Origin of the sequence: Oceanicoccus sagamiensis, from assembly GCF_002117105.1 — a bacterium.
Taxonomy (GTDB): Bacteria; Pseudomonadota; Gammaproteobacteria; order Pseudomonadales; family Dasaniaceae; genus Oceanicoccus; species Oceanicoccus sagamiensis.
Genome location: NZ_CP019343.1, coordinates 4006432 through 4030306, shown reverse-complemented (window position 1 = coordinate 4030306; position 23875 = coordinate 4006432). Strand labels below are relative to the sequence as shown.

Sequence of the window (23875 nt, the reverse complement as noted above, 5' to 3'; positions counted from 1 at the left end):
CTGGATGTATAAGTTTGGCTTTGCTTGTGCTTGGCTGGACAAGCTCCCCGTTTTATTGCAAAGTGATTTTCGGTCACGACAACTTAGATGGCTCTAGGTTGTTTGGCGTCAAGTATACCCTTGGTGTGCTTATTAATAATTATAAAAAAGGATTGATTCCCAATGAAAAACTTTCTTTTTGTTAGTGTTTTTTCTGCTCTTCTAATTTCCCCTTTAATAGCGAGTGCTGGTGGTCACGATGAATCTGGTGGCGGTGATGGTTCTGAAGGTGGAGGTGACTTAGGTACTGTCTATAATATTATTGGTGAGTCCAGAGTCGTAGGACGGACAGCGACTTTTGTTAACGATACTACAACAATTGTTGGTGAAGGTCAGGTAATTGGTGACTCATTTACTTACACTGTTGTTAATACGGTTAATAGTCTTGTTGGTACAGCGGATATTTTTGTTGATGGTGATATCAGTCTTAGCAGTGGTGCGGGTTTAGAAGTGGTGACTGCCTGCGAAGGGGAGACGCTTATTTGTTCCTCCGTCAGTTTAAATATACCTTCTGCCCTGGCGTTTGACAGTATCGTTGATACTGTGCCGGGAACCTTTGTACTTAGAGACTACGACCTATTCGATCTGGGCGACGGTTTGGGTTTTGCAGATGCGGATCTGGTGATGTCGGCTACATTGGCTAGTTTACCGCAAGAAGCATTGCCCGCTTTACCTTCGATAGCGGTAGTGCCGGTCCCCGCAGCTTTATGGCTGTTTGGCTCGGGCTTGCTGGGGCTGGCAGCTATCAAGCGCAGACAATAAGCCTAACGCTCAAGACAAAGCTCCTTATGGAGCTTTTTTATTTTGAAATATTCACCGCTATCGCACTCTGCTGGGCGAGCCCGGTCAACTTATCATAATCAATATCCCGTGGAATAAGGTATTGCACATTGCTGCCTTTTTCCCGCACAGGTCTATCATCTGCGGGGTCACCCCAGCCATGGGCAAGACCGACAGTGCCTTTACCCATTGTATTATTAGCTTCGGCAATCGCTTCTATCTTACCGTGGCCACTTTCAATCGTAATCAGGTCACCGTCCGCTAAAGCCAAACGCTGCATATCATCAGGGTTAATCAGTGCGGGATTATAACTGCGCTTTTTTTGTAGGCTGGGTAAGTTTTGTCCAGTGGTGCAATAAGCCTCACGCATGCGGTAAGTAATTAAACGAAACTCAAAATCCTGCTGGCTGGTATAACTGCCATTGTCAAAAACCTGCTCGGCATAAACCTCCGCCAGTTCGCTAATAACCTCAGGGTGGCCTGCAGCAAGGCGTCGATCATCGTGGCAAATCATATCTGGAATAATACCGCCGACTTCGGTGATTTTATTATCGTAGGCCTGGCCGCTGGGAGAGGCCGCTTTTATTTCATCCAGAGGAATTCGGGCCGTGGGGCTTAGCCCCTTAATAATATCGTCAGCGGATGGGTTGCTATCGGAGGCCACACCGGGCAGGCTAAAATCTACCCCCATACGCTGGGCAGCACGCCAGAAAAATTCCCACTCTTCAATAACATCATCTTCCGCCTCAACCATTTTCTCGCTGTACTGCTGAAAGGAGAAGGGGGTAAAGGTATCTGCCAGCATGGGGATATCAACCCGTTCAAAGGGGTGTTTGATCGCCATAACATAGTCGGCATGTTTGGCGGTGGCAGACATAAATAAATCATTGACCACAAGAAGGTCGAGCTTGTTAAGCGCCTTAATCGTAGTGTTAGTATCACTAAAGACCAATGCCGGGTTACCGCCATTAACAATCAGCGCTTTGATCTGGCCTTTGCCCGCAGTAAGAATTTCATCGGTGAGGGTATTGGTGGGCATTTCCTGATAACCAAATAAACCAACAATCCCTTGAATATCCCGTACCCGTGAGCGGTGCTCGGTGCGCAGCGAAATCGGAAACGGCTGCCTTTCACCGGCGGGAGCCAACCTTGGAGCCAGAGTGCCGGGAATATGGGTCATGCCACCACGGCGGTCCAGGCGGCCGCAGAGTGCATTAAAGGTCATAACTAACTGAGTGGCCAGATTCTGATGGCGCGCCATATGCAAACCGGTGCCGGAAACCGCAGCACCACTTTTAGCGGTGGCGAAAATTCTGGCGGCCTCAGTAATATCGGCGGCGGCGCAGCCGGTACGTTGTTCGGTATAGCTTAGGTCAAAGGGTTTAAGGGCAGTGCAAAGCTCATCAAAGCCACTGACATAGTTGGCGACATAGTCTTTGTCATACCAGTCGTTATCAATAATTTCCCGCAGCAGGCAGGCCAACAAGGTGGCATCTTCGCCGGGTTTAACCTGTAAATGGATATGGGCCTTATCGGCAATATCCGATCGCCGTGGATCAATCACCACCATTTTCATACCCCGCTTTAACGCTTTCTTCAGCCGGGTAGCCGGGTTGGATTGAGGCATTGACCACTGGTGCGACACAATAGGGTTGGTTGCCACAAACATCGCACTGTCAGCATGGTCGATATCAAAAACGGTCAGTGGTAGGGGGCCACCATAAAGACGATCATAGGCAATAATCAAAGAGGGTGAGTCAATGGTCATTGAAGTGTAGAGGCGGTGTGAATTAAACGAGCGCAACCACTTATCGATATACCAGGGGCCGCCCGATGCCGTGCGATGGCCACCACAGCCGACATAAACAGCCACAGACTCCGGGCCGTGCTCGTCGATAATCTGGCGTAGCTTATCGCCTATTTCATCGATCGCCGTGCTGGTATCAATCGGCTGAAACTGCCCATCGACATTCTTCTGTGATTGTCTGACCCGTTCCGGGTGGTTAATACGCTCAACCTCCGCGCGCCCTTTAGGGCAGGTATAGCCTTCGGAGACAGGGTTGTCGTGGTCACCGCGTACAGCAATAATTGTATTATCTTCAATATCGACTTCCAAGCCGCAGAAGACATGACAAAATCGGCAAAAGGTTTTCTTGGTTTCGACCATGGCTGCTACCTTATTAAAATTATGTCGGTATTGCTGTCATTCCCGCCTGCGCGGGAATGACCATCTAGCGGTTATTAATCGCTTCAGAGGTTTTATCCCGCATCATACCACCATCAAATTTAATCGACTTCTCCGGTATCACTTCAATAATAATTCGGCCTTCGGTATCCAGAAACTCTACAAAGGCTTCCGGGGTGGGGGCCGGGCTATTGGCATGGCGGGCAAAGTCAGGGTAGAACCAATCTTTGGTGGCTTGGTCGCGGTGCAAAATAGCACTGCCTTTAAAGGTAATTGACTGGCTGACATCGATATCGGTACCGGCACTGGAGATAACCACGCTGCAACGGGGGTCGCGAGCCAGGGCTTTCATGCGGGCACGCTGTTCCGTGGCCGTTACCCAGATACTGCCCTTGCGCCATATATAGCTCATGGTCACGCCCATGCCGTGGCCGGCTTTATTGGTCCAGATAAAGGTGAGCTCATTCTGCTTAAGCAGCAGCTCCTCTTCCTTCTGGGCCGTCAGGCCATACATGGTGACATCATCATAATTTTCTACATCTTTATCGCTCATTGCTACTTAACCTCAATTAATGCTTTTTACTATCATTCGTGTATTGCTATCTGTGCCTAAACTTTTTATTATAAACAGTACGTCCTGACTGTTTTTCTGCTAAGGTATCATGCCAAGAGATTAATGCAAGTGGGATTAGTAGCAATAAAGCCCATGAAATAAGAGGTATCGCTCGCCTTGAGCCACCAGCTAACCATTGAATGGACAGAGCCGCAGATAGCGGTGCTTGGCTTTGCCGATGCCGAGCGCCAAAACCAGCTCTGCTGGGCAGCCATTGCGGAAATAGCTGAAGCCTTAAAAGCCTGCCGGGAGCAGGGTGCCAGGGTGATTATATTAGCCTCAAGCCTGGAGGGGCACTGGCTGGAGCATGCCTGGCTTCGGGATCTTGATAATACCGTCGCTGGTAAAGATACCACGGCAGTCGCGGGAGGTTGGTTCCCCGCTTTGGATGAACTGGCCCGGCCGGAAGTCATCACGATTGCCGCCATTAGCGGTGATTGCTCGGGCGGTGGTGCTGAATTGGGTTGGGCCTGTGATTTCAGAATCGCAGAGCAGCAGGCTCGCTTTGCCCAGCCCGAGATCAATATTCATTTAACTACCGGGATAGGAGGCTGTAGCCGTTTATCCCGTTTGGCAGGCCGTACCTTAACCAATGAAATGGTGCTTTTAGGTAAAGCGGCTTCGGCTCAGCGACTATTTGATTTAGGGGCCATTAACCGTGTTGTGCCCAAGGGCGCTGCACTGGCAACGGCTTTGGACTGGGCGCGGCAAATTACTAGCAAATCCAATGCCGCGACAACGGGGCTGAAAACCATATTAAATGCCAGCGAAGTATTACCGTTAGATAAAGCCATGGCTTTTGAACAGGAAACCTTCGTTAGTCTGGTTGTCAGTGATGAGGCAAGACAGGGTATGCAGGAGGCCCAATCTAACTATGATCAGGGCGTCAGCATTGCAGAACTTAACCAGTACGATCAGTAGAATAATAAGTAAGAGATAAAGCTATGGGTAGAGTAGAGAATAAAATCGCAATCATTACCGGTGGTGCTTCAGGTTTAGGTTTGGCCTCGGCCAAGCGTTTGGCAGAAGAGGGCGCTACGGTGATTATGGCGGATATCAACAGTGAGCTGGGTGAAGCGGAAGCGGCCAAAATCCCCCGTGCTGAGTTTGCCACTTTAAACGTTACCAGTGAGCAAGCCTGGATCGATCTGATTGATGATGTTGTTGCCAGACATGGCCGTTTGGATGTGCTGCTAAATTCTGCGGGTATTGTGGAGTTGGCCAGCATTGAACAAACCACCGAAGATATGTGGCGAAAAATAAATGCCGTAGGTACCGATGGTACTTTCTTTGGTTGCAAACATGCCGTGCGTGTTATGAAAGACAATGGCGGTGGCTCTATTATTAATATGTGTTCTACCGCCAGTATTCAGGGCGGGCCGATGATTTTTGCCTATGCTGCTTCCAAAAGTGCTATTCGTGGCATGACCAAATCCATTGCCTGTTTAAGTGCTCAGGAAGGTTATGGTATCCGTTGTAATTCTGTTCACCCGGGCAATATGGCAACCCCTATGCTTAGCGGTATGGTTGATATTGTGCGGGCGAATGATCCGGCAGTGGCAGAAGCTATGAGCAATATTTGGGTGGGAGAGCCAGAAGATATTGGCAATATGGCCTTATTTTTAGCCTCCGATGAATCGAAGTCTGTTAATGGTGCAGAGATGGTTGTCGATAACACTACCACTATTACAGAAGGCGTCGTGCCAAAGCATTAATCAATGATTTAGCAGTTACGTACTAATACGTATAAGAATAATTACAAAACTACTTTATAAAGGGTAAATCATGTCATCTACAACTGACCTGCAATTACAAAGCGAGTTGATCGCAAATTATAACGCCTATGCAGAAGGGCTGGATTCAAAAAACTGGGCATTGGTTCGCAGTTGTTTTTGTGATGAGGTTTATATTGATTACGGTGATATCAGTGCACCTACCGGAGCGCCAGAAATTCCTCGCAAAGGCGATGATTGGTTAGTGATTTTGCAAACAGCAATTAATGGTTTTAATTGCACCAAGCATGCTATTACTAACCACCGGGTTAAGGTGGATGGTGATTCTGTTAGTTGCTCAGCGTATTTAACCGCTGACCATATCGTACTAAAAGACCCGTCGTTCCCTGTGATTGGGCCGGATGATATCGCAACCGTTGTGGGTGAATATACCAATCATTATCGTCAGGTTGATGGCCAGTGGAAGATTTGTAAATCGCAGTTAGATGTGCATTGGTCTTCAGGTAATATTGCCTTATTTCCTGAAGCGGCTGAGCGCGCTATAGCGATGATGAATGCATAGCCTTAGCTCTTTTGGTTAGGTGCTTAGCATTATTAATAATATTTATAAATAGTTGTTTACTATATATATTGAAGGGATGTAGGATGCGTTTAGTTATCAGCATTCGATGTTTAGTTCAGCCCAAAGAACACAATAACAATTTATATAATAATGTTTCGGGGGAAACATGCTGTTAAGACATATTATGGTCATTGCGGCGTTTTATAATTATTGCCTATCAGGGTTTATAACCCTGACGATGCTCCGTCCTCGTTCACAGCAGCACACTCTTTCCTTATTACTCCATTATTTTGCTACAAACTTTGTGAGACCCATTTGCGGTCGGCGGCCTATCTGCCTGTCGATTGCGGATTTTTAATCATTATAAAAACCAATCTGGAGACAACAATGATAAAAAGACGATTAACAACAGGGGCTGCTGGCTTAGCTGTATTAGCTACTAGCAGTGTTATGTCTACAATGACCTTTGCGCAGCAAGAAAGTTTGGTGCTTGAAGAAGTTATGGTCACCGCGCGAAAGCGTGAGGAATCTCTACAGAATGTTCCTGTAGCTGTAACGTCTTTAACAAAAGAGTTAGAGCGCTCAACCATTCAAAATCTAAAAGATATTGAAGGTATTGCACCTAACCTGGTTGTTGACTCCGTAATGGGTGTTCCCGGTGGTGCTGCTATTTCTATGCGTGGTGTTAGCTATCAGGAAACAGAACAAACATTAGATCCATCGATCGGTATTATTCAAGATGGTGTTTATCTTGGCTTTAATGGCGGCCAGGTGCTGGATAACTTTGATATCGAGCGTATGGAAATTTTACGTGGCCCACAGGGTACACTGTTTGGTAAAAACACTATCGGTGGTGTTATCAATGTTCAGCGCACCAAGCCTACTATGGAATGGGGCGGTAAAGTGTCTGCCAATGTTGGGCGCTATGGTCGTGAAGAAATCAAAGGTGTGCTGAATATGCCCATCATTGAAGATAAAGTGGGTTTAAAAGTTTTTGGCTCTAATCTGGAAAGCGACGGTTATGTCAAAAATGTTAACCTGAATGAAGATGTAGGCGGTACTGACTACACTAGCTATGGCTTTTCTGCTTTAGCGCAGGTTAATGATAGTTTTGATATTCAGTTCACTTATGAGTTTACTGATGATGAAACGGATGCCGGTGCCTGGGCAAACTTTAATGATGCCAATACAGCTGCATGCTTTGTGCCATTCCTTGTTGATGGTGATCCAAGAGGTTGTACACCAGATGCCAGTGGCCCAACTCGCAGTACAATGAATGGCCGCAACTGGTCTGATTTTGAAACAGATTCTTATACATTGACTATGAATTGGGATGTTGCTGGAGGCACTTTAACAGCTATTACAGGTTATCGTGACCTTGATCAGTCAACCAATTCTGAGTTTGATGCCAGTGCTGTTGAGTTTAACAATGTTGTTAACAACAAGCAGTTTGAGCAGTTAAGTCAGGAAATTCGTTTCTCTGCTGAAGTTAATGACAACTTCAATTACGTGGCTGGTCTTTACTACTGGGAGTCAGAGCTTCAACAAGACTATGAGTCTTATGATTTCCCTTTCTGGTTGGATAAATACCTGGATGTTGTTCTTGGCTTCCCGCTAGGCACAGTTCAGTCTTTCCCTAACTATGGTCCAACTCCAAGAGATGCCTATGCTATTTCTGATGTGAGTCAGGATGTTGAATCCTATGCGGCCTTCTTCCAGAGTGACTGGGTTTTTGCTCCCAACTGGACTCTAACAGTTGGTGCCCGTTACACCTATGAAGAGAAAGACTTCAATGCTGTTCAACAGCGTACAGTTATGCCAGATGGGTCCGTTTGGACGGCTACTCCCGATGGCGGTCAGCAAGATCTTGTTATCAATTATCCAGACAAGGATGACTGGTCTGAGTTTTCTCCAAAAATTGGCGTCAAGTATGACCTCAATGATGACTCCATGGTCTTTGCCTCTTATGCAGAAGGTTTCAAGAGTGGTGGTTTCTTCGGTCGTAACTCTGACTTCTCTCTCGATAGCAAGTATGAGCCCGAATACGTAGATACTTTTGAACTGGGTTATAAAGGTTCCTGGATGGATGGGCGTGCGATTACTAATGCGACTTTGTTCTATTCAGAATACAGCGATAAGCAAGAAGAGGTTATCAAAGATGTAGGTAATACCTCTGTAGTTAACGCTGCCGATGTTGAAATGCTGGGCTTTGAATTTGAAGGTGAAATTCAAGTTACTGCTGGCTGGAGTGCGCGTACCTCTATTGGCTACCTTGATTCAGAATACTCTGACTTCGAAGCTGAGTTGGTACAAGGTGGTGGTGAGCAGGATTACTCTTACCTGAATCTTCGTAACGCTCCTGAGTGGACTTTCAGTGCCGGTACGCAGTACGTTATGCAAGTAGGTAACGGTGATCTGGCATTTAACCTGAACTATCGCTGGACTGATGACTACGACACCATTTTGTTAAATGCTGACGTAGGAAAGCAGGAGTCTCATGAAACAGTTGATGCGTCTATCGACTATGAGTTTAACGAGCGTTACCGTATCAGTGCTTGGGCTCGCAACCTGACTGATGAGAAAACCCGCCGTGTTGTGGTTATCTCAGGTATCGAAAACTTCGGTCAGTACTCAATGGGTGAAGACTACGGCGTAGAGTTTACTGCCAAGTTCTAATCTTAAAAGACTGTGTTAAACAAAAGACCGCCTTATGGCGGTCTTTTTATTTAAGGAATAACAATGATTGAAATTCGTAACTACCATATCGCTGCTGATGCCTATTCAGCCTATAAGCACTGGGCAGAATATATTGCCGTACCCTATTTAAAACAGCAGTTACCAATGATTGGGTTTTGGTTGAATGACAATACTGAAGTCGAAGTGTTAGGAGAGGCGATGGATGCTGTCGGGCCGGCCAATGTGACCTGGATACTTGAATGGGACTCTATGGAGCAGCGCAATGAGCAGATGGCTGCAGCGTTTACTGGTGAACGGTGGGATGAAGTGTTTGCCAAGCTTGAAGGGGGTTTTGATATTTATGTCCGACGAGAGACGCGTTTCTGTCGGGCTATATAAGACGATGTGGCGCGGCTTAAATTCCACGGCCACATCGTTAATTGCCTTACCGGCGTGTTGGCAAAACCGCTTTGATTTTGTCACGCATAGTGCGTAAGGCAGTAGCGGTAGTCTCCCAGTCAATACAGCCATCCGTCACCGAAACACCATATTTCAATTGCGATAAGTCATCCGGAATTGACTGATTGCCTTCATTAATATTGGATTCGATCATCAGACCAACAATCGAGGTGTTGCCGCCAACGATCTGGTTGCTGACATCGTCCATTACCGCAGGTTGAAGTGAAGGTTGTTTGCTGGAATTAGCGTGGGAGCAATCCACCATAATATTCTTGGCAGCGCCGGCTTTTTCCAAAGCTTGCTCGGTAAGCTCAATATGGACTGAGTCATAATTTGGACCTTTTGAACCACCGCGCAGTACCACATGGGCATAAGGGTTGCCTTTAGTATGGATAACAGCAACCTGACCTTCACCGTTGATACCTAAAAAGCGATGTGGCTTGCTGGCCGATTGAATAGCGTTCATAGCCACGGGTAAGCCACCATCGGTACCATTTTTAAACCCTACGGCAGAAGAAAGGCCGCTGGCCATTTCGCGGTGAGTTTGTGATTCGGTAGTGCGAGCGCCAATAGCTGACCAGGCAATACAGTCTTGCATATACTGGGGTGAAATCGGGTCAAGGGCTTCGGTAGAAGTAGGCAGGCCCATTTCAGCTACATCTAATAATAGTTTGCGACCAATATGCAGCCCTTCCTGAATTTTAAAGGTATCGTTCAGGTGCGGGTCATTAATCAATCCTTTCCAACCAACGGTAGTACGGGGTTTTTCAAAATAGACACGCATAACAATATACAGCGTATCTTCAACTTCAGCGGCCAGCTCCTTAAGCCGTGCGGCATAATCCAAAGCAGCATCAACATCGTGAATAGAGCAGGGGCCCACCACAACAAATAAGCGGTGATCTTTGCCGTCGAGAATATTGCGGATCACCTCGCGGCTATCGGCAATACTTTTGGCCGCTGCTGCGGACATGGGTAAGTCTTGCTTGAGCTGCTCAGGGGTAATCAGGATTTCTTGTGATTCCACGTTTAAATTATCTACTTGTGATGTGATGGAGCTGTCGTTCATGGTTCTTTATCCCGGAAATTCTTAGCCGTTAGTCTGTGTGGTTAGCGGCCTGTTGTCGGCCAATAAGCAAGCTAGCCCAGTATTGTAGCCGATCTGGCCAGCAGATGTGCAGCCAAGCTAGAAAAAGCGGCAGTAGTCACTATAAAACCTATGTATTTAGCCGCCTGAAGGTTACAATTTATCCACGTTAGCCATAAAAAACACCATGCCTCCACAACTCTCATTTTTTGATGTAAAGCCAATCTGGCAGCCATTGGCGGCCGGTCAATTGATATTGACCCCCAACCAGCGTCTGGCTAGCCGAATTCGCACCGCCTATGCCATTGCCTGCGGGCAAATCAATGCCCCGGTTGTTGACGCACCGGCGGTGTATTCCATCAGTCAGTGGATTGACCGCTGTTGGCAGCAACTGCTGGGCCGCGCCGACCCTCTGGCTTTAACCGTCAAGCCACTGACCGCCACGCAGGAGCATGCTTTATGGGAGCAAATTGTTGCTGGCTCTAACCTGGGGGCAGCACTATTACGCCCATCAGCTACCGCACAACAGGCCGCCAGTGCCTACCGTACACTGATCGATTGGCGTCAGGACCTCAGTCAAGCAGACCTCAGAGAGCAACTGACTGCCGATGAAGATGCAGCAGTATTATTGCAGTGGGTTGACCAATTTGAGCAGCGCTGTGAAAACCATCACTGGTTGCCCTCAGCAAAAATAACCGAGCGCGTTATCCAGGCGTTTACGCAGGGAGTACTGGCCCAGGAAGAGCGCATATTGGCGATTGGCTTTGAAGATATCACACCACTTCATCAGCACTTAATGAAGAGTGCGGGTGGTTATACCGAGTATTCGCCACTGTCGGAGGCTGCTAGCGTTAATGTGGTGGAGTGCGACAGTAGCCAGCAGGAGTTATTGGCCGCTGCGGTTTGGGCCAAGCACATACTAAAAAATACACCACAGGCCCGTGTCGCTATTGTTATCCCGGATCTGGCGCAGCAGCGACAGGCCGTACACCGTGTACTCTTGGAAGTGTTTGATCCAGCCTATAACCAGCCCTTAGATGAGCTCGGTGCTGCAAGCCCAAGACGTAATATGCCGTTTAACTTCTCTGCGGGTTACCCGTTAATCGAAGCGCCGATTATTAGCGCGTCTATAAATGCGCTGTCACTGGCCTTTCAAACAGTTGATATCGATACCTTACAAACTCTGTGCCAGTCATCTTTTTATGCTCAGGATGTGAACGACGAGGAATTGTTCAGTCGTTTAATTCTGGCAGTGCGGGAAGAGCGAATGTTCGAGCTGTCGGTTGCCAGATTTCGGCAACTGGCTGAAAAAATTTCCATAGCTTATCAACAGCATGAAGCAGAGCAGCAGGGCATAGCGCCAGAGCAGATTGAGCCCTGGCCGTTTGTAACAAAGCTTCAGGCTATTGCCGAATTATCGCGCAGTCATAATCTGGGTCAATCACGCTCAGCTTTGCAGTGGCGTGAAACCTTTGAGCAAGTAGTAGACCTGCTGGGCTGGCCCGGGCAACGGCGCTTAGATAGTACCGAGTATCAACAGGTCAGCCAGTGGCAGCAAATATTAACGGAATTTAGCTCGCTTAATTTTGTGACCGGTGCCATGAGCTATAGCGAAGCGGTGACAGCGCTTCGCAGTATTTTATCGCGGCATATTTTTCAGCCGCAAAGCGCTGACTCCAGCTTGCAAATATTGGGTACGCTGGAAGCGGCCGGTTTGCAGTTTAGTCATTTATGGCTGCAATCCATGTCAGAAAAAGTATGGCCACCTGCCCCAAGCCCCAATCCGTTGTTGCCTTTTGCCTTGCAGCGGCAAGAGGGCATGCCCCATGCAAGCGCCGAGCGTGAGCTACGGTTTGCCAGAAATCTCAGCCAGCGCTTTCTCGCCAGTGCGCAGCATATTGTTGTCAGTTCACCCGCTGTTATTGATGATAACCCTGCCAGTGTTAGCAGCCTGTTTGATGCCTACCCCCGTAGCAGCCTTGAGAGGGTTTTGGGGCGTTCATTGGACGCTCTGGTACCACTGAGTGAAATCCGTCGTCGTCATTTTGAATCACAGGCCCTGGAGGGATTTGATGCGGGCCTGGCACCAGTACTGTCTGCCGGCGAAAAAGTTCGCGGCGGTAGCAGTCTATTTGCCAGTCAATCGGCCTGTCCGTTTAGAGCCTTTGCTACGCACCGTTTAGCTTTACGCGCCTTGCCCCAGCCCGAGTTAGGGCTTAATGCCGCAGACCGGGGTTCTATTTTACACCGCGCGCTGGAGCTGATCTGGCAGAAACTAAAAAATCAGCAGGCTTTACTGGATTTGTCTGACGATCAACTTAAACAGCTTTGTCAGGAAACCAGCCGCTATACCCTCAATGAATTTTCACAAAAACTCAGCCATCGGCTGGGGGAGCGTAACCAGCAACTGGAACAGCAGCGTCTACAACCTTTGCTGCTGGCCTGGCTGGGGATTGAAAAAAAACGTGCTGATTTTACGGTAACGGCAACCGAAGCCCGGCAAGTCTTTCATGTTAAAGATTTAACGCTGGAAACCCGCATCGATCGAGTCGACACTCTGGAAGATGGCAGTAGCGTGATTATCGATTATAAAACCGGTAATACCGCTATTAACAAATGGTGGGGCGATCGTCCTGATGAGCCGCAATTGCCGCTCTATAGTATGTTGGCAGATAATGGTGGCGACACTGTCGGCGGTATTGCCTTTGCTCAGATTCGTGCAGATGGCAGTGCTATCAAAGGGGTTGGAGCAGAAGATTCTCCAGAGGCGGCGCTGCAATGGAAAGAAAAATACAAAACCGATGCCGGCGTGATGGGTTGGTCGCAGCTTAAGCAGCATTGGCAAAAAATCCTGTCCGCTTTGGCGGAGGACTTTATGGCAGGCAAGGCCACAGTAGACCCCAAGGCGCCGGCAAAAACCTGTCAGTACTGTGATTTAAGTAGCACCTGCCGAATCAACCACCAGCAGGTAGAAGCATTATGATATTGCCGGTTGATAATGAGCAGCGCCTGGCAGCGCTAAACCCTCTGCATTCAGTCTGTGTAACCGCGCCAGCGGGTTCCGGTAAAACCGAATTACTCAGCCAGCGCGTATTAAAATTACTTGCCAGCGCCGACCAGCCCGAAGACATATTGGCGATAACCTTTACCCGTAAAGCGGCGGCAGAAATGCACCATCGTATTATTGATGCATTGCGATTTGCCGCCAGTTCGCCGGAGCCCGAGCAGGCCCATAAAAAACTGACCTGGCAATTGGCCCGAGATGCGCTGGACCGCGACCAACAGTGCCAATGGCATTTACTGGAAAATACCGGCCGTTTAAAAGTGCAGACCATTGATAGCCTCTGTGCCAGCCTGACACGGCAAATGCCGATACTCTCTAATTTCGGCGCCCAGCCACAGGTTAGTGATAGCTCCCAGCGCCTCTATCAAATGGCAGTCCATAATTTCCTACAGCAACTGGAGCAGAATACCTATTTTGCTGATGACCTGATGTTGCTAATGGCCCATGTCGATAACGATATGGCTAAGGCAGAGCGCTTATTGATTGGCTTATTGCAGCGGCGTGACCAGTGGTTAATCCATATCGGTATTTCCAGTGACCCAGAGACGGCCAAGGAGAAGCTGGAGCTCAGTTTGCAGCAGTTGATTAGCGATGTGTTAGAGCAGCTTTACAGTGAACTACTAGCTATAGCGCCTGAACTACTGCCGCTATTAGATTATGCCGGCTGTAATATGCAGTGGCAGCAGAGTGATTCGCCGATCTGCGCCTTGGCGGGCATTATCGAATTACCTGCCAATGACCCCGTCGCGCTAAGCCAGTGGCGCGCCATTGCCGATATGTTATTGACCCAATCCAATAGCTGGCGCAAAACGGTGGATAAGCGCGCCGGTTTTCCCACGGAAACTCAGGACGGCGATAAAGCGCTGGCTAAAAGCTTAAAGGCTAACTACGTTGAGCTGCTAAAAGGTTTTCATGACAATGACGCTTTATTAGCCCTGTTGCTAGAGTTGCGTCACTTGCCCGATGCGGAGTTTGATCAACAGCAGTGGCAGCTTTTAGCGGCGCTAACTCGCTTACTGCCAACCCTGGTGGCACAACTTACGCTGGTGTTTCAGCAGCAGGGTGAGGTGGATTATAGTGAAATTTCCATGGCCGCTTTGCAGGCGCTGGGGGACGGCCTAAGTCCTACCGAGTTGGCGATGAAACTGGATCACCAGCTCTGCCATATTTTGGTGGATGAATTTCAGGATACGGCGAGCCCACAGTTTCGTTTATTGGATCGTTTGTTAGAGGGGTGGTCAGAATACAACAGTGTTAACCCAGAAAAACCTAACACCTTATTTATTGTTGGCGATGGCATGCAGTCCATTTATGGTTTTCGGGAAGCCAATGTCGGCTTATTTCTGGAAGCCAGAGCGCAAGGGCTTAATGGTGTTCCGTTGCAAGACTTACCGCTAACCGTCAACTTTCGCTCGGACCCGGCTATTGTCAGCTGGATTAATAGTACCTTTAGCCAGGCGTTTCCATTGCTGGAAAATTTATCCCGGGGTGCTGTGCCGTTTGAGCATGCCGAAGCGTTTAACGCCAGTGATAGCGGTAGCGAGATCACCGTTGAAGGCTTTATGGGTGAAGATGCCCGCCTGCAGGAGGCGGAACGAGTGGTGCAGTTAGTTCAGCACAGCCAGGCTGAAAACCCCCGGGCCAGTATTGCCATTTTGGTGCGTAATCGCAGTCATCTGCGGGATATTATCCCGGCTTTAAGTCGTGCAGGCTTATCCTGGAATGCAACGGATATTGACCCTCTGGCCAGTTATAGCCCTATCCTCGATCTATTAAGCCTGACCAAGGCTCTGTTTAATACGGCAGACCGTATTAGCTGGTCGGCCTTATTAAGAACTCCCTGGTTGGGGTTAAATAATACAGACCTACATGCCTTGTTAGCGCTTTCCAGGCGTTATTCCATCTGGTCATCGATGCAAGACCCTGAGCTACTTGCCCCATTAAGCGCCCATGGCCGCCAGCGATTAAATGCCGTTATTCCCATCTTGAGCGCTGCTTACCAGCAACGTTATCGCCTGTCTGCCCGCAGCTGGGTTGAAGGTGTATGGATGGCATTGGGGGGCGCTGCTGTGGTGACCAGTCGCAGTGAGTTTGATTTTATTGATGACTATTTTGAGCTGCTGGAGAATTACCAACAAGGCGAGCTATTACCGTCGATCGATGAATTTGAACAGGCCGTGCAGCGTTTATATGCCGCACCGCAAACCACCGATAGCCAGCTGCATGTTATGACTATTCATAAGGCCAAGGGGCTGGAGTTTGATCGGGTTATCCTGCCGGCTATGGCCAGACAGCCACGCAGTGATGATAAAAGCCTATTAATGTGGCGCGAATATTTATCGGCGGATGGTCATAGCTCAGGTTTGATTATGAGCCCGCTGGGTGCCACCGGCAACGAAGAAGATTCCATTTATCGTTATCTGCGTTTTGAACAAAAGCAGAGTACCCGTTTAGAAAATACGCGCCTGTTTTATGTGGCCGCTACCCGCGCGATAAAACAGTTACATATTTTGCTAACTGCTGAAAAAGATAGCAAAACCGATCTACCTAAGCCGCCGTCACAAAACAGTTTGCTACACAGTGCCTGGCCGGTGCTGGAACAGCAGGTACAGTGGACAGAGGCCGTGGCAGACTTAAAAGCCGAACAGTTTGGTTTGGATTTTGACCAGTCTTCCTTATCGCTGCAACGCCTGAGGGCTAACTGGGTCGCTCCAGCATGGAACTTCCCCAACCCCTTGCAAGACTATTATCTGAACGATGAGCCGATGTCAGAGCAGGGCTGTGACGATTTAAATATTCCACAGGCAGTCACTGATCCTTTACCGCAGATTGTTGGCACAGTTAGCCACTGGCTGTTTGAAGTGATGGTGAAACAGGGCGTGGATTGCTGGCTGGAAAAAACTCAACAACAGCAGCAACAGTGGTTGCAGGCCTTATTGCATTATCACAATTTACCCGAACTGTTATGGCCGCAGGCGATTGAGCAGATAACACGGTCGGTGGATAATACGCTGACTGACGCAAAGGGACGCTGGCTTTTTGCTCCTGAGCATAGCCAGTCATTGGCCGAATTGTCATTGCTTTCCACCGTTGATGGCAGTGTCAGAAGTAATAGTATTGACCGCTGCTTTATTGATGCAGCGAATGTGTTATGGATTGTTGATTATAAAACATCAAGCCCGCAGGATAATGAGTCGAAGCGGGATTTTGTCGCCCGTGAAATAGAGCATTACCAGCATCAATTGGCCCACTATAAAAAACTGCTGTCGGCGAGGTTGGAGCAACAGCTTGTTATAAAGACAGCCCTGTATTTTACTTATTATCCCTATTGGTGCGAGTTAGACCTATGATTCGATGGTTGTTTGTTACGCTGTTATTTACCAGTAACTGCTTTGCTATTGATAAGCAGGATGAGCCCAAGCCATCAATGCGTGTGGTGGATCGGGATTGGTCTTATTTTAAATCCATACCTTGTGAGCAGGTCAATAAGCTGGTATTTCATTCCCGCTCAGAGGAAATTTTATTGGCTAAGCGAAAGCGTCAGTGTGTGGAGCAGTATAAAGCGTTTTTACCCGTCCCCATTGATCGTTAAGCAGGTGGCAGCTTTTGGCTAAATTCAGATCCAGTAGTAAACCCTTAAGAACCTTTAAGCCAAAGAGGCGGCAAGTGCCTGCGGGAAAATATACACTGGCTATCGAGTCGCTGGCTGAAGATGGCCGTGGTGTGGCGCGGGTAAACGGTAAGACCGTCTTTGTGGCTGGCGCATTGGCGGGGGAACAGGTCGAAGTCAATTACCAGCAAAGCCATAAGCGCTTTGATGAAGCCGTTGTGGTCAAGGTGTTAGACGCTTCTGCTGAGCGGGTAACACCGGTATGTCAGTATTATTCACAGTGCGGAGGCTGTAATCTGCAACACCTCGCCGCTACTGCGCAACGTGACTATAAGCGCAAAACACTGCAAAGCAAATTTAGTGGCTTACAGGGCGACACCCGGTTTGATGACTCCTTATTAGGGCAGGCCCTGCATTATAGGCACCGTGTGCGTTTTGCGATTAAGGCGGACCGCAAACATTTTTTATTGGGGTTTCGGCAGGCAAACAGTCATCAAGTGGTGGATATTGCCGAGTGTCATGTGGTTAAACCGTCAATTAATGCTTTATTACCCCGGATAAAACCGGTGTTGGCTGGCTTAAAGCAACGTTCTAGCCTGCTGGAATTATCTATCACCGAAGCTGCCAATCAGCAGTTGGCAGTTGTGGTGTTAGCCAAGCAGGCATTGTGCGCTGAAGATCAGGCAGTACTGGCAGAGTTTGCTGATCAACAGGACTTGCTGTTTGAGCTTTATCAATCCGGTGACAAAGCAAAACAATTACTGTTCAGGCAAGGTAGTGCAATGCTATTTTATACTTTGCAGAGTCAGCTAAACATGCAGTTTGCCGCGACGGATTTTACTCAGGTCAATCCGCAGATAAACCAGCAGCTGATTGATGCGGCCATCGATTGGCTGGCCTTAAATCAGCAAGATAGCGTTGCAGATTACTTCTGTGGTATTGGTAATTTTACATTGCCCATTGCCAGGCGGGTTAAAGCGGTGACTGGTTATGAGTTAGTGGCTGATATGGTGGCTAAGGCCAGAGGCAATGCCGCCCTTAATCAGTTGGCCAATGCCGATTTTCAAGTGGCTGATTTGATGGCCAGTGGTGGAAAACGGTCGCAGGCCTATAATAAAGTATTGCTGGATCCCCCAAGGGCAGGCGCTGAGGCTTTGTGTCAGCAGTTACTGCATTCATCGGCGGAGAAAATATTGTATATTTCGTGCAACCCAAAAACCTTATATCGCGATGCTGATATTTTAGTGGCGGGGGGCTACCAGCTAGCGCGAATCGCTTTGGCTGATATGTTCCCACAAACTTCGCACTGTGAGGTGCTGGCATTGTTTAGCTTGGCGGATCCTGATCATTAATAACAATAACCCAGAGAACGATAATGGCTTCTATATTTAGATATTTGACCCTGTTTATACTGCTGCCCACGTTGCTTGCCTGTGAGCAAAAAAGTGAAAGTTTTATCGAGGTCAATGGTAAAACCTATTTTGCTAACAGTGAATTTGTCGTATTGGATACACCGATTAAATTCTCTGAAGGCCCTTCACCCAATTTTATTGAGATATTTTGGTATGGCTGTCCTCATTGTGAGCGTTTTGAGCCCATATTTCAGGACTGGCAAAAAACACTGCCATCTGGCTTGTTGGTTGGGCGTTCTCCAGCGATCTGGAGTGAGGTCATGGTCGTGCATGCCTATGCCTACCATATTGCCCAGGAGTTGCAATTGGGTCACGATTTTCATATGCAGCTATTTACCCGTATTTTAAGTTTGCGGGTCAGTAAGGATGTGGACTTTCACAAAACGCGTATTGCCAGTCTGTTTGCGGAGCAGGGTATTGATAGGCAGCAATTTGATACCTTATATGCGTCGGAACTGATTGCCCGCAAAGTGGCGTTTAGTGGATCTTTGATGAAGAAGGCCAGTATCAACTCAACCCCCAGTTTTCTTATCAACGGCAAATACCTGCTTACTGGATCGCAATTTGGCTCATCACAGGAGTTGTTGGCTGTAGCCAGGCATTTATTAGAAAAAGAGTTGCAAAATCAACCGTCAGATTGGTGGTGAATTAGCGATTTTGGCTTACTATATAGAGTGTAAATAGCAAATAGGCAGATTAGAGACTAACCCTTTCATAGCTGGAGGAATAAATGGCTGAAGACGATAGGGATGAGGGTGAGACTGAGGTCAACCCGGTAGATTTATTAAAGAAGGTTGAAAAACAGGCAGCGACCAATAAGATCCTGATGATTGCTGCTATGGCCATTTCCGGCATTATTATTTCGGTCATGGCTACAGGGATGACCGTTATGTTCTTGCGGATATCCGCCTTGACCGAAGCCTCCCAGATTGAAGAGGAAGACCCGCTGGAAGAGCAATTTATTGCACTGGAACAGCAATTGATGTTGTTGGCGGATTTTCGTAAAAGTGAGCTTAAAAAGATTACTGCCTATACCAAGCAGTTAGATAAAATTGCCAGCGACTGTAGTCTGGAGAAAGCGGCGCCTTATCAGGGCTTTTTATCGACCCGCGAACGGGATTTTCAGAAGTTGGTCACGACGATTAAAACCGGCACCAGTGATCTTGCCGCTATGAGCAAAGGCTCTAAAAAATGGCTCGATATCCACAATAAGACGCTGGATGATTTAAAGGATTTAAGTATCGAACGTAATGCCAAGTTAGATAAGCTAATCAAGAGAGCAAAATAGTGGCTGACGACAAAGACGATACAGAGGCCCAGGAAGTTACTCTGGAAGATAAGATCGAGATGGTCAGGAGAAAATCCTTTACTCAACTCTGGGTCGGGATTGTCTTTATGCCGGTGCTGCTGATTGTCTTTGTGGCAGGGCTGATTACCTTGGCCAGTGCCCATAAAACGACCTCGACAATGACAGCTAAAAAGCCCGAGAACCGGGTTGAGCTCTTTGCCAAGAAGATAGTGAGTGTTAAGTCCCGAGCAGAGGGGCAATATGGTAAGTACTTAAGTAAGATGGATGATGAGAGTATTTTTACCGTCAATAAGAAGTTTGAAATCTTGTATGAATTGTCGATGGAAAGCGAAGAGCAGTACACCGAATTTTTAGAGGCCTATCAGGCGATGGTCTATGGTGCTGCCAGTAGAACCCGTGGTTCCGGCGAGTGGTTTTATTATTATGAACAGAAAATCAATCGCTTTGTTAATGCGGCGAAAGGGCGTGAGCAAACGATGAAGCAGTACTTTGAAAGAGACTAATATTAGCGTTTAACCGCTTCTAAAATAACGAACTTTTTATTGCTTGCCACCGTCTTGCAGTTAGCAAAGAGGCGTTTAAGTTTATTGTGGTAGTCCAGATGGCGATTACCAATCACCCATAATCTTCCTTGCTTGTTTAGCGCTTTAAAACTCTGTTGAAACATTTGCCAGGCAATCTGATCGCCTACGGTATTGCTTTGGTGAAAGGGCGGGTTGCAGAGAATCAGATCAATAGCGGTTAAAGGGGTTTGTTCCAGACAGTGGCTAACCATAAACTGCTGCCGATCCTGCTCTTGCTGGCTATCAAGATTTAGTGCGTTAAAATAATTATCCTGGGCAGATGCCACTGCCATATAAGACTCATCAATAAAATAGACTCTGGCTTCTGGTTGCAGTCGTTTGGCCATAATACCGAGTATGCCATTGCCACAGCCCAAATCGACAATGCTGTTGGCAGAGGGTAACTGTTGATACTGTTGCAGCATAAATCGAGTGCCGATATCGAGTTTGTCCCGAGAAAAGACATTGGCATGCTGGCTGATATGCAGGTCAATTTCCTGATAGTGGTTTTGTTGCGGGTAAGGTGATTGAGCAACTTGTGTAGTTTTTTCTGTGCCAGCAAAGATAAGTCGGGCTTTTTTAACCGCCAGTGAGGTTGTTGTGTTACCCAGATATTGTTCAAATAATTGCTGATAGGACTTTTGCAGATATTTGACCATACCACCGGCGATAACCAGAGTCTTTTCCGTAACATGGGGCTGTAATGTAATCAGTTGATGCTCTAGCAGTGCCAGTGATTTGGGTACTTTGATTAATACCAGATCGAATAGCCCGCTAGGGCTGGAGATACTGTCTACCCAATCAATACGGTCTTCTAGATGGTTGCCATCGAGATTTTCTTTGCAGGCCAGTTGGCTGATTAACGAGTCACTCCAGTGGCTGATACAGTAGTCGGCCCTATAGTCGGCCAATGAGCAACTTAATGCACCAAAACTATCGTTGATAATTAACAGCTTCTGCCCGTTGCTGGGCAATTGTTGCTCTGCCAGATGTTTAAGCAGTAATTCATCAGCGGCATCCCAGGCCCTAAGCGGATTGCTCTGCTGTTTTGCACGTGGTATACGCTGCAAGCTCAGTTCGGCAAAGCTTGACTGAAAAAGGCTGTTAGAGGAGTCCATAGGGTTAAAGCCTTTAATCCATCTCCAGTGTTGGGGAGAGGGCCGCTGCCAATAAGTTTTGAGTATAGCGTTGTTGAGGGTGGTTAAAGATAGCTTCACTGCTACCGCTTTCCACAATCTCACCCTCTTTCATTACAATGGTATGGTGACTGATGGAGCGTACTACCTGTAAATCATGGCTAATAAAGATATAGCTTAGTTGGTGTTTACGCTGTAGCTTTTTAAGTAATTCCAATACCTGTACTTGTACCGAGCGATCCAGTGCCGAGGTTGGTTCATCCAGAATAATTAACTTTGGTTCAAGAATAACGGCCCGGGCGATGGCAATACGCTGGCGTTGGCCGCCAGAAAATTCATGGGGATAGCGGTGTCTGATAGCTGGGTCAAGATCAACCTCCTGCAAAATATCGATCACCTTTTGCTCGCGTTGTGCAGCGCTGAGTTGTTGGTGAACCGTTAATCCTTCGCTAATAATATCGGCAATGCATAAACGTGGGCTAAGGCTGCCAAAGGGGTCTTGAAACACCACTTGAATATCTTTGCGCAGCGGCCGCATGGCATTTTGATCGTATTGGCTAATGGTCTGCCCTTGAAAATTAATCTCTCCCTCTGAATCAACCATACGCAACAGCGCCATGGCCAGAGTGCTTTTACCGGAGCCGCTTTCACCAACAACCCCCAGGGTTTCACCGGCTAACAGACTGACTGCGGCATTGTTTACCGCGTTAAATAATGTCGGTTGTTGAAAAAACCAGCGTTTGCCTATTTCAAAGTTAACGCTAAGGTCTTTGCTTTCCAGCAGCGGTTGTTGCTCAGCCTGTACATCCAGTGGTACAGGTTCGCCACTGGGTTCGGCATCCAATAAGGTTTTGGTATAGTCTTGCTGTGGCTGGCTAAATAGCTCTGCTGTGGTGGCTTGTTCCACCTGTTTACCGTGTTGCATAACCAAAACGCGATCGGCTACTCGTTTAACAACGGACAGGTCATGGGTGATCAGCAGGATGGCCATGCCCATACGTTGCTGAATGGTTTTTAACAGTTTTAAAATTTGCGCCTGTACCGTCACATCCAACGCGGTGGTGGGTTCATCTGCAATCAGCAGGTCGGGCTCATTGGCAATAGCCATGGCAATCATAATTCTCTGGCGCTGGCCACCGGATAGTTCATGGGGGTAGGCACTGGCTTTTTCTGCCGGAATATCGACCTGTTGCAACAATTCTAAAATACGCTGTTTTAAAGCCTCGCCGCGCAGTTGTTTGTGCAGGCTGATGACTTCGCCAATTTGGTCACCCACTTTATGCAGCGGGTTAAGCGCGGTTAGGGGTTCTTGAAAAATCATGCTGATATTATTGCCGCGGATACTGCGCAATTTATCCGGCTTGATATTTAACAGCTCCTTGCCTTGAAAAAACACCTGGCCACCGGGGTGTTTGGCAACCGGGTAGGGAAGCAGTCGCAAAATAGAATGGGCGGTTACTGACTTGCCTGAGCCACTTTCACCGACAATAGCCAGAGTTTCCCCGGCGGCGATGGTAAAGCTTAAATCAATCACAGCATGGGTGGTATTGTCGCCCTGGATAAAGTCCGTCGATAAATGCTGCACGTCCAGTAGTGGAGTGGATGGGTTCATTTCACCAGCCTTGGGTCGAGGGCGTCGCGCACAGCTTCACCCACAAACACTAATAACGTTAACATAATCGAAAGAATGGCAAAGGCACTGATACCCAGCCAGCTAGCGTGAAGATTACCTTTTCCCTGCGCTACTAATTCGCCGAGGGAAGCGGAGCCCGGCGGCAGGCCAAAGCCGAGAAAGTCCAGCGAGGTTAAGGTTGTGATCGCACCGGTTAAAATAAAGGGCATATAGGTCAGTGTTGCCACAATCGCATTGGGTAGAATATGGCGGTACATAATCAGCTGATTGCTAACCCCCATAGCTCTGGCGGCTTTAACATATTCAAGATTGCGGCCCCGTAAAAATTCCGCTCTGACCACATCAACCAACTGGGTCCAGCTAAATAACAACATAATACCCAGTAGCCACCAGATACTGGGGGTAATAATACTGGACAGAATAATCAGTAAAAATAACACCGGCAGTCCACTCCATATTTCGATAAAGCGCTGGCCCAGTAGGTCAATTGTGCCACCGTAATAACCTTGCACAGCTCCCGCCGCTACCCCCATCACCGAGCTACCCAGAGTCAGTGCCAGCGCAAAGAGTACGGAGACCCTAAAGCCATAAATCACCCGGGCAAAAACATCCCGAGCCTGATCATCGGTCCCCAGCCAGTTTTGTTGACTGGGAGGAGAGGGGGCCGGTGTGGGCAGGTCGGCTATATGGGTGTCATAGCTATAGGGGATCAGCGGCCATAGTAGCCAGCCTTTCTCGTTAATCAATTCAACGACATAAGGGTCAGAATATTCCGCCTCGGTTTCAAAGTCGCCGCCAAAGGTGGTCTCAGGGTAGGAGAAAAACGTGGGTGAATAATAGCTGCCATCGTAGCTCACCAGTATCGGTTTATCGTTGGCGATAAACTCGGCAAACAGGCTTAGGGTAAACAGTAGTAAAAATATCCAGGTGCTGTAGTAGCCGCGCCGGTTAGATTTAAAGGTTAGCCAGCGCCGTTGATTGATGGCGCTTAAATTATCGCTATTTAACAACATA

General features: G+C 47.9%; 19 protein-coding genes. 13 read left to right on the top strand and 6 right to left on the bottom strand.

Annotated elements, in window-relative coordinates:
* Positions 1–162 precede the first annotated feature (162 nt).
* On the top strand, positions 163–801 hold the full coding sequence (locus BST96_RS18250) for a VPLPA-CTERM sorting domain-containing protein (protein ID WP_085760070.1): 639 nt from the start codon (positions 163–165) through the stop codon (positions 799–801).
* 37 nt (positions 802–838) lie between these two features.
* Here the strand turns inward: BST96_RS18250 and BST96_RS18245 are convergent, their stop codons facing one another.
* Together BST96_RS18245 and BST96_RS18240 are read right to left on the bottom strand one after the other, a co-directional pair.
* Complete coding sequence (locus tag BST96_RS18245; RefSeq protein ID WP_085760069.1) at positions 839–2986, bottom strand: molybdopterin-containing oxidoreductase family protein; 2148 nt, start codon at positions 2984–2986, stop codon at positions 839–841.
* A gap of 64 nt (positions 2987–3050) precedes the next feature.
* Entirely contained in the window at positions 3051–3557 is a 507-nt protein-coding gene (locus BST96_RS18240) for a pyridoxamine 5'-phosphate oxidase family protein (RefSeq protein WP_085760068.1), read from the bottom strand.
* 177 nt (positions 3558–3734) lie between these two features.
* On the opposite strand from BST96_RS18240, the gene BST96_RS18235 reads away from it, so the two are divergent.
* The 5 genes from BST96_RS18235 (at position 3735) to BST96_RS18215 (ending at position 8987) form a co-directional block, all read left to right on the top strand.
* Positions 3735–4538 carry an enoyl-CoA hydratase/isomerase family protein gene (locus tag BST96_RS18235; protein ID WP_085760067.1) on the top strand — a complete coding sequence of 268 codons (804 nt, stop codon included), beginning with the start codon at positions 3735–3737 and terminating at the stop codon, positions 4536–4538.
* Positions 4539–4561: 23 nt separating this feature from the next.
* Positions 4562–5332 carry an SDR family oxidoreductase gene (locus tag BST96_RS18230; RefSeq protein ID WP_085760066.1) on the top strand — a complete coding sequence of 257 codons (771 nt, stop codon included), beginning with the start codon at positions 4562–4564 and terminating at the stop codon, positions 5330–5332.
* Positions 5333–5402: 70 nt separating this feature from the next.
* Positions 5403–5912 carry a nuclear transport factor 2 family protein gene (locus BST96_RS18225; protein WP_085760065.1) on the top strand — a complete coding sequence of 170 codons (510 nt, stop codon included), beginning with the start codon at positions 5403–5405 and terminating at the stop codon, positions 5910–5912.
* A 387-nt stretch (positions 5913–6299) separates the two neighbouring features.
* A complete protein-coding gene (locus tag BST96_RS18220; RefSeq protein WP_085760064.1) occupies positions 6300–8588 on the top strand; it encodes a TonB-dependent receptor in 2289 nt (762 codons plus the stop codon).
* A 63-nt stretch (positions 8589–8651) separates the two neighbouring features.
* A complete protein-coding gene (locus tag BST96_RS18215; RefSeq protein WP_085760063.1) occupies positions 8652–8987 on the top strand; it encodes an NIPSNAP family protein in 336 nt (111 codons plus the stop codon).
* A gap of 46 nt (positions 8988–9033) precedes the next feature.
* On the opposite strand, the gene BST96_RS18210 is transcribed toward BST96_RS18215, so the two are convergent.
* Positions 9034–10116 carry a 3-deoxy-7-phosphoheptulonate synthase gene (locus BST96_RS18210; protein ID WP_085760062.1) on the bottom strand — a complete coding sequence of 361 codons (1083 nt, stop codon included), beginning with the start codon at positions 10114–10116 and terminating at the stop codon, positions 9034–9036.
* A gap of 205 nt (positions 10117–10321) precedes the next feature.
* On the opposite strand from BST96_RS18210, the gene BST96_RS18205 reads away from it, so the two are divergent.
* From BST96_RS18205 to BST96_RS18175, 7 genes are all read left to right on the top strand, one after another.
* A complete protein-coding gene (locus tag BST96_RS18205; protein ID WP_085760061.1) occupies positions 10322–13117 on the top strand; it encodes a PD-(D/E)XK nuclease family protein in 2796 nt (931 codons plus the stop codon).
* The gene (locus BST96_RS18200; RefSeq protein ID WP_085760060.1) at positions 13114–16548 is read left to right on the top strand and encodes a UvrD-helicase domain-containing protein; all 3435 of its coding nucleotides are present in this window, start codon (positions 13114–13116) and stop codon (positions 16546–16548) included. Before BST96_RS18205 ends, BST96_RS18200 begins: the two co-directional genes overlap by 4 nt.
* Positions 16545–16790: a hypothetical protein gene (locus BST96_RS18195; RefSeq protein ID WP_085760059.1), complete on the top strand. Its 246-nt coding sequence runs from the start codon at positions 16545–16547 to the stop codon at positions 16788–16790. The genes BST96_RS18200 and BST96_RS18195 overlap by 4 nt, the downstream gene beginning before the upstream one ends.
* Positions 16791–16804: 14 nt before the next feature.
* Entirely contained in the window at positions 16805–18160 is a 1356-nt protein-coding gene (rlmD, locus tag BST96_RS18190; RefSeq protein WP_085760058.1) for a 23S rRNA (uracil(1939)-C(5))-methyltransferase RlmD, read from the top strand.
* Between the two features lie 23 nt (positions 18161–18183).
* Positions 18184–18867 (top strand): thiol:disulfide interchange protein DsbA/DsbL, encoded by a 684-nt coding sequence (locus tag BST96_RS18185; protein WP_085760057.1) that lies wholly within the window; start codon positions 18184–18186, stop codon positions 18865–18867.
* An 83-nt stretch (positions 18868–18950) separates the two neighbouring features.
* Complete coding sequence (locus tag BST96_RS18180; protein WP_085760056.1) at positions 18951–19508, top strand: hypothetical protein; 558 nt, start codon at positions 18951–18953, stop codon at positions 19506–19508.
* On the top strand, positions 19508–20032 hold the full coding sequence (locus BST96_RS18175; RefSeq protein WP_085760055.1) for a hypothetical protein: 525 nt from the start codon (positions 19508–19510) through the stop codon (positions 20030–20032). Before BST96_RS18180 ends, BST96_RS18175 begins: the two co-directional genes overlap by 1 nt.
* 2 nt (positions 20033–20034) lie before the next feature.
* Here the strand turns inward: BST96_RS18175 and BST96_RS18170 are convergent, their stop codons facing one another.
* The 3 genes from BST96_RS18170 to BST96_RS18160 are packed head-to-tail and all read right to left on the bottom strand — an operon-like array spanning position 20035 to position 23874.
* Complete coding sequence (locus BST96_RS18170; RefSeq protein WP_085760054.1) at positions 20035–21210, bottom strand: methyltransferase; 1176 nt, start codon at positions 21208–21210, stop codon at positions 20035–20037.
* A gap of 13 nt (positions 21211–21223) precedes the next feature.
* Positions 21224–22840: an ABC transporter ATP-binding protein gene (locus tag BST96_RS18165; RefSeq protein WP_085760053.1), complete on the bottom strand. Its 1617-nt coding sequence runs from the start codon at positions 22838–22840 to the stop codon at positions 21224–21226.
* On the bottom strand, positions 22837–23874 hold the full coding sequence (locus BST96_RS18160; RefSeq protein WP_085760052.1) for an ABC transporter permease: 1038 nt from the start codon (positions 23872–23874) through the stop codon (positions 22837–22839). Before BST96_RS18160 ends, BST96_RS18165 begins: the two co-directional genes overlap by 4 nt.
* Position 23875: the final 1 nt, after the last annotated feature.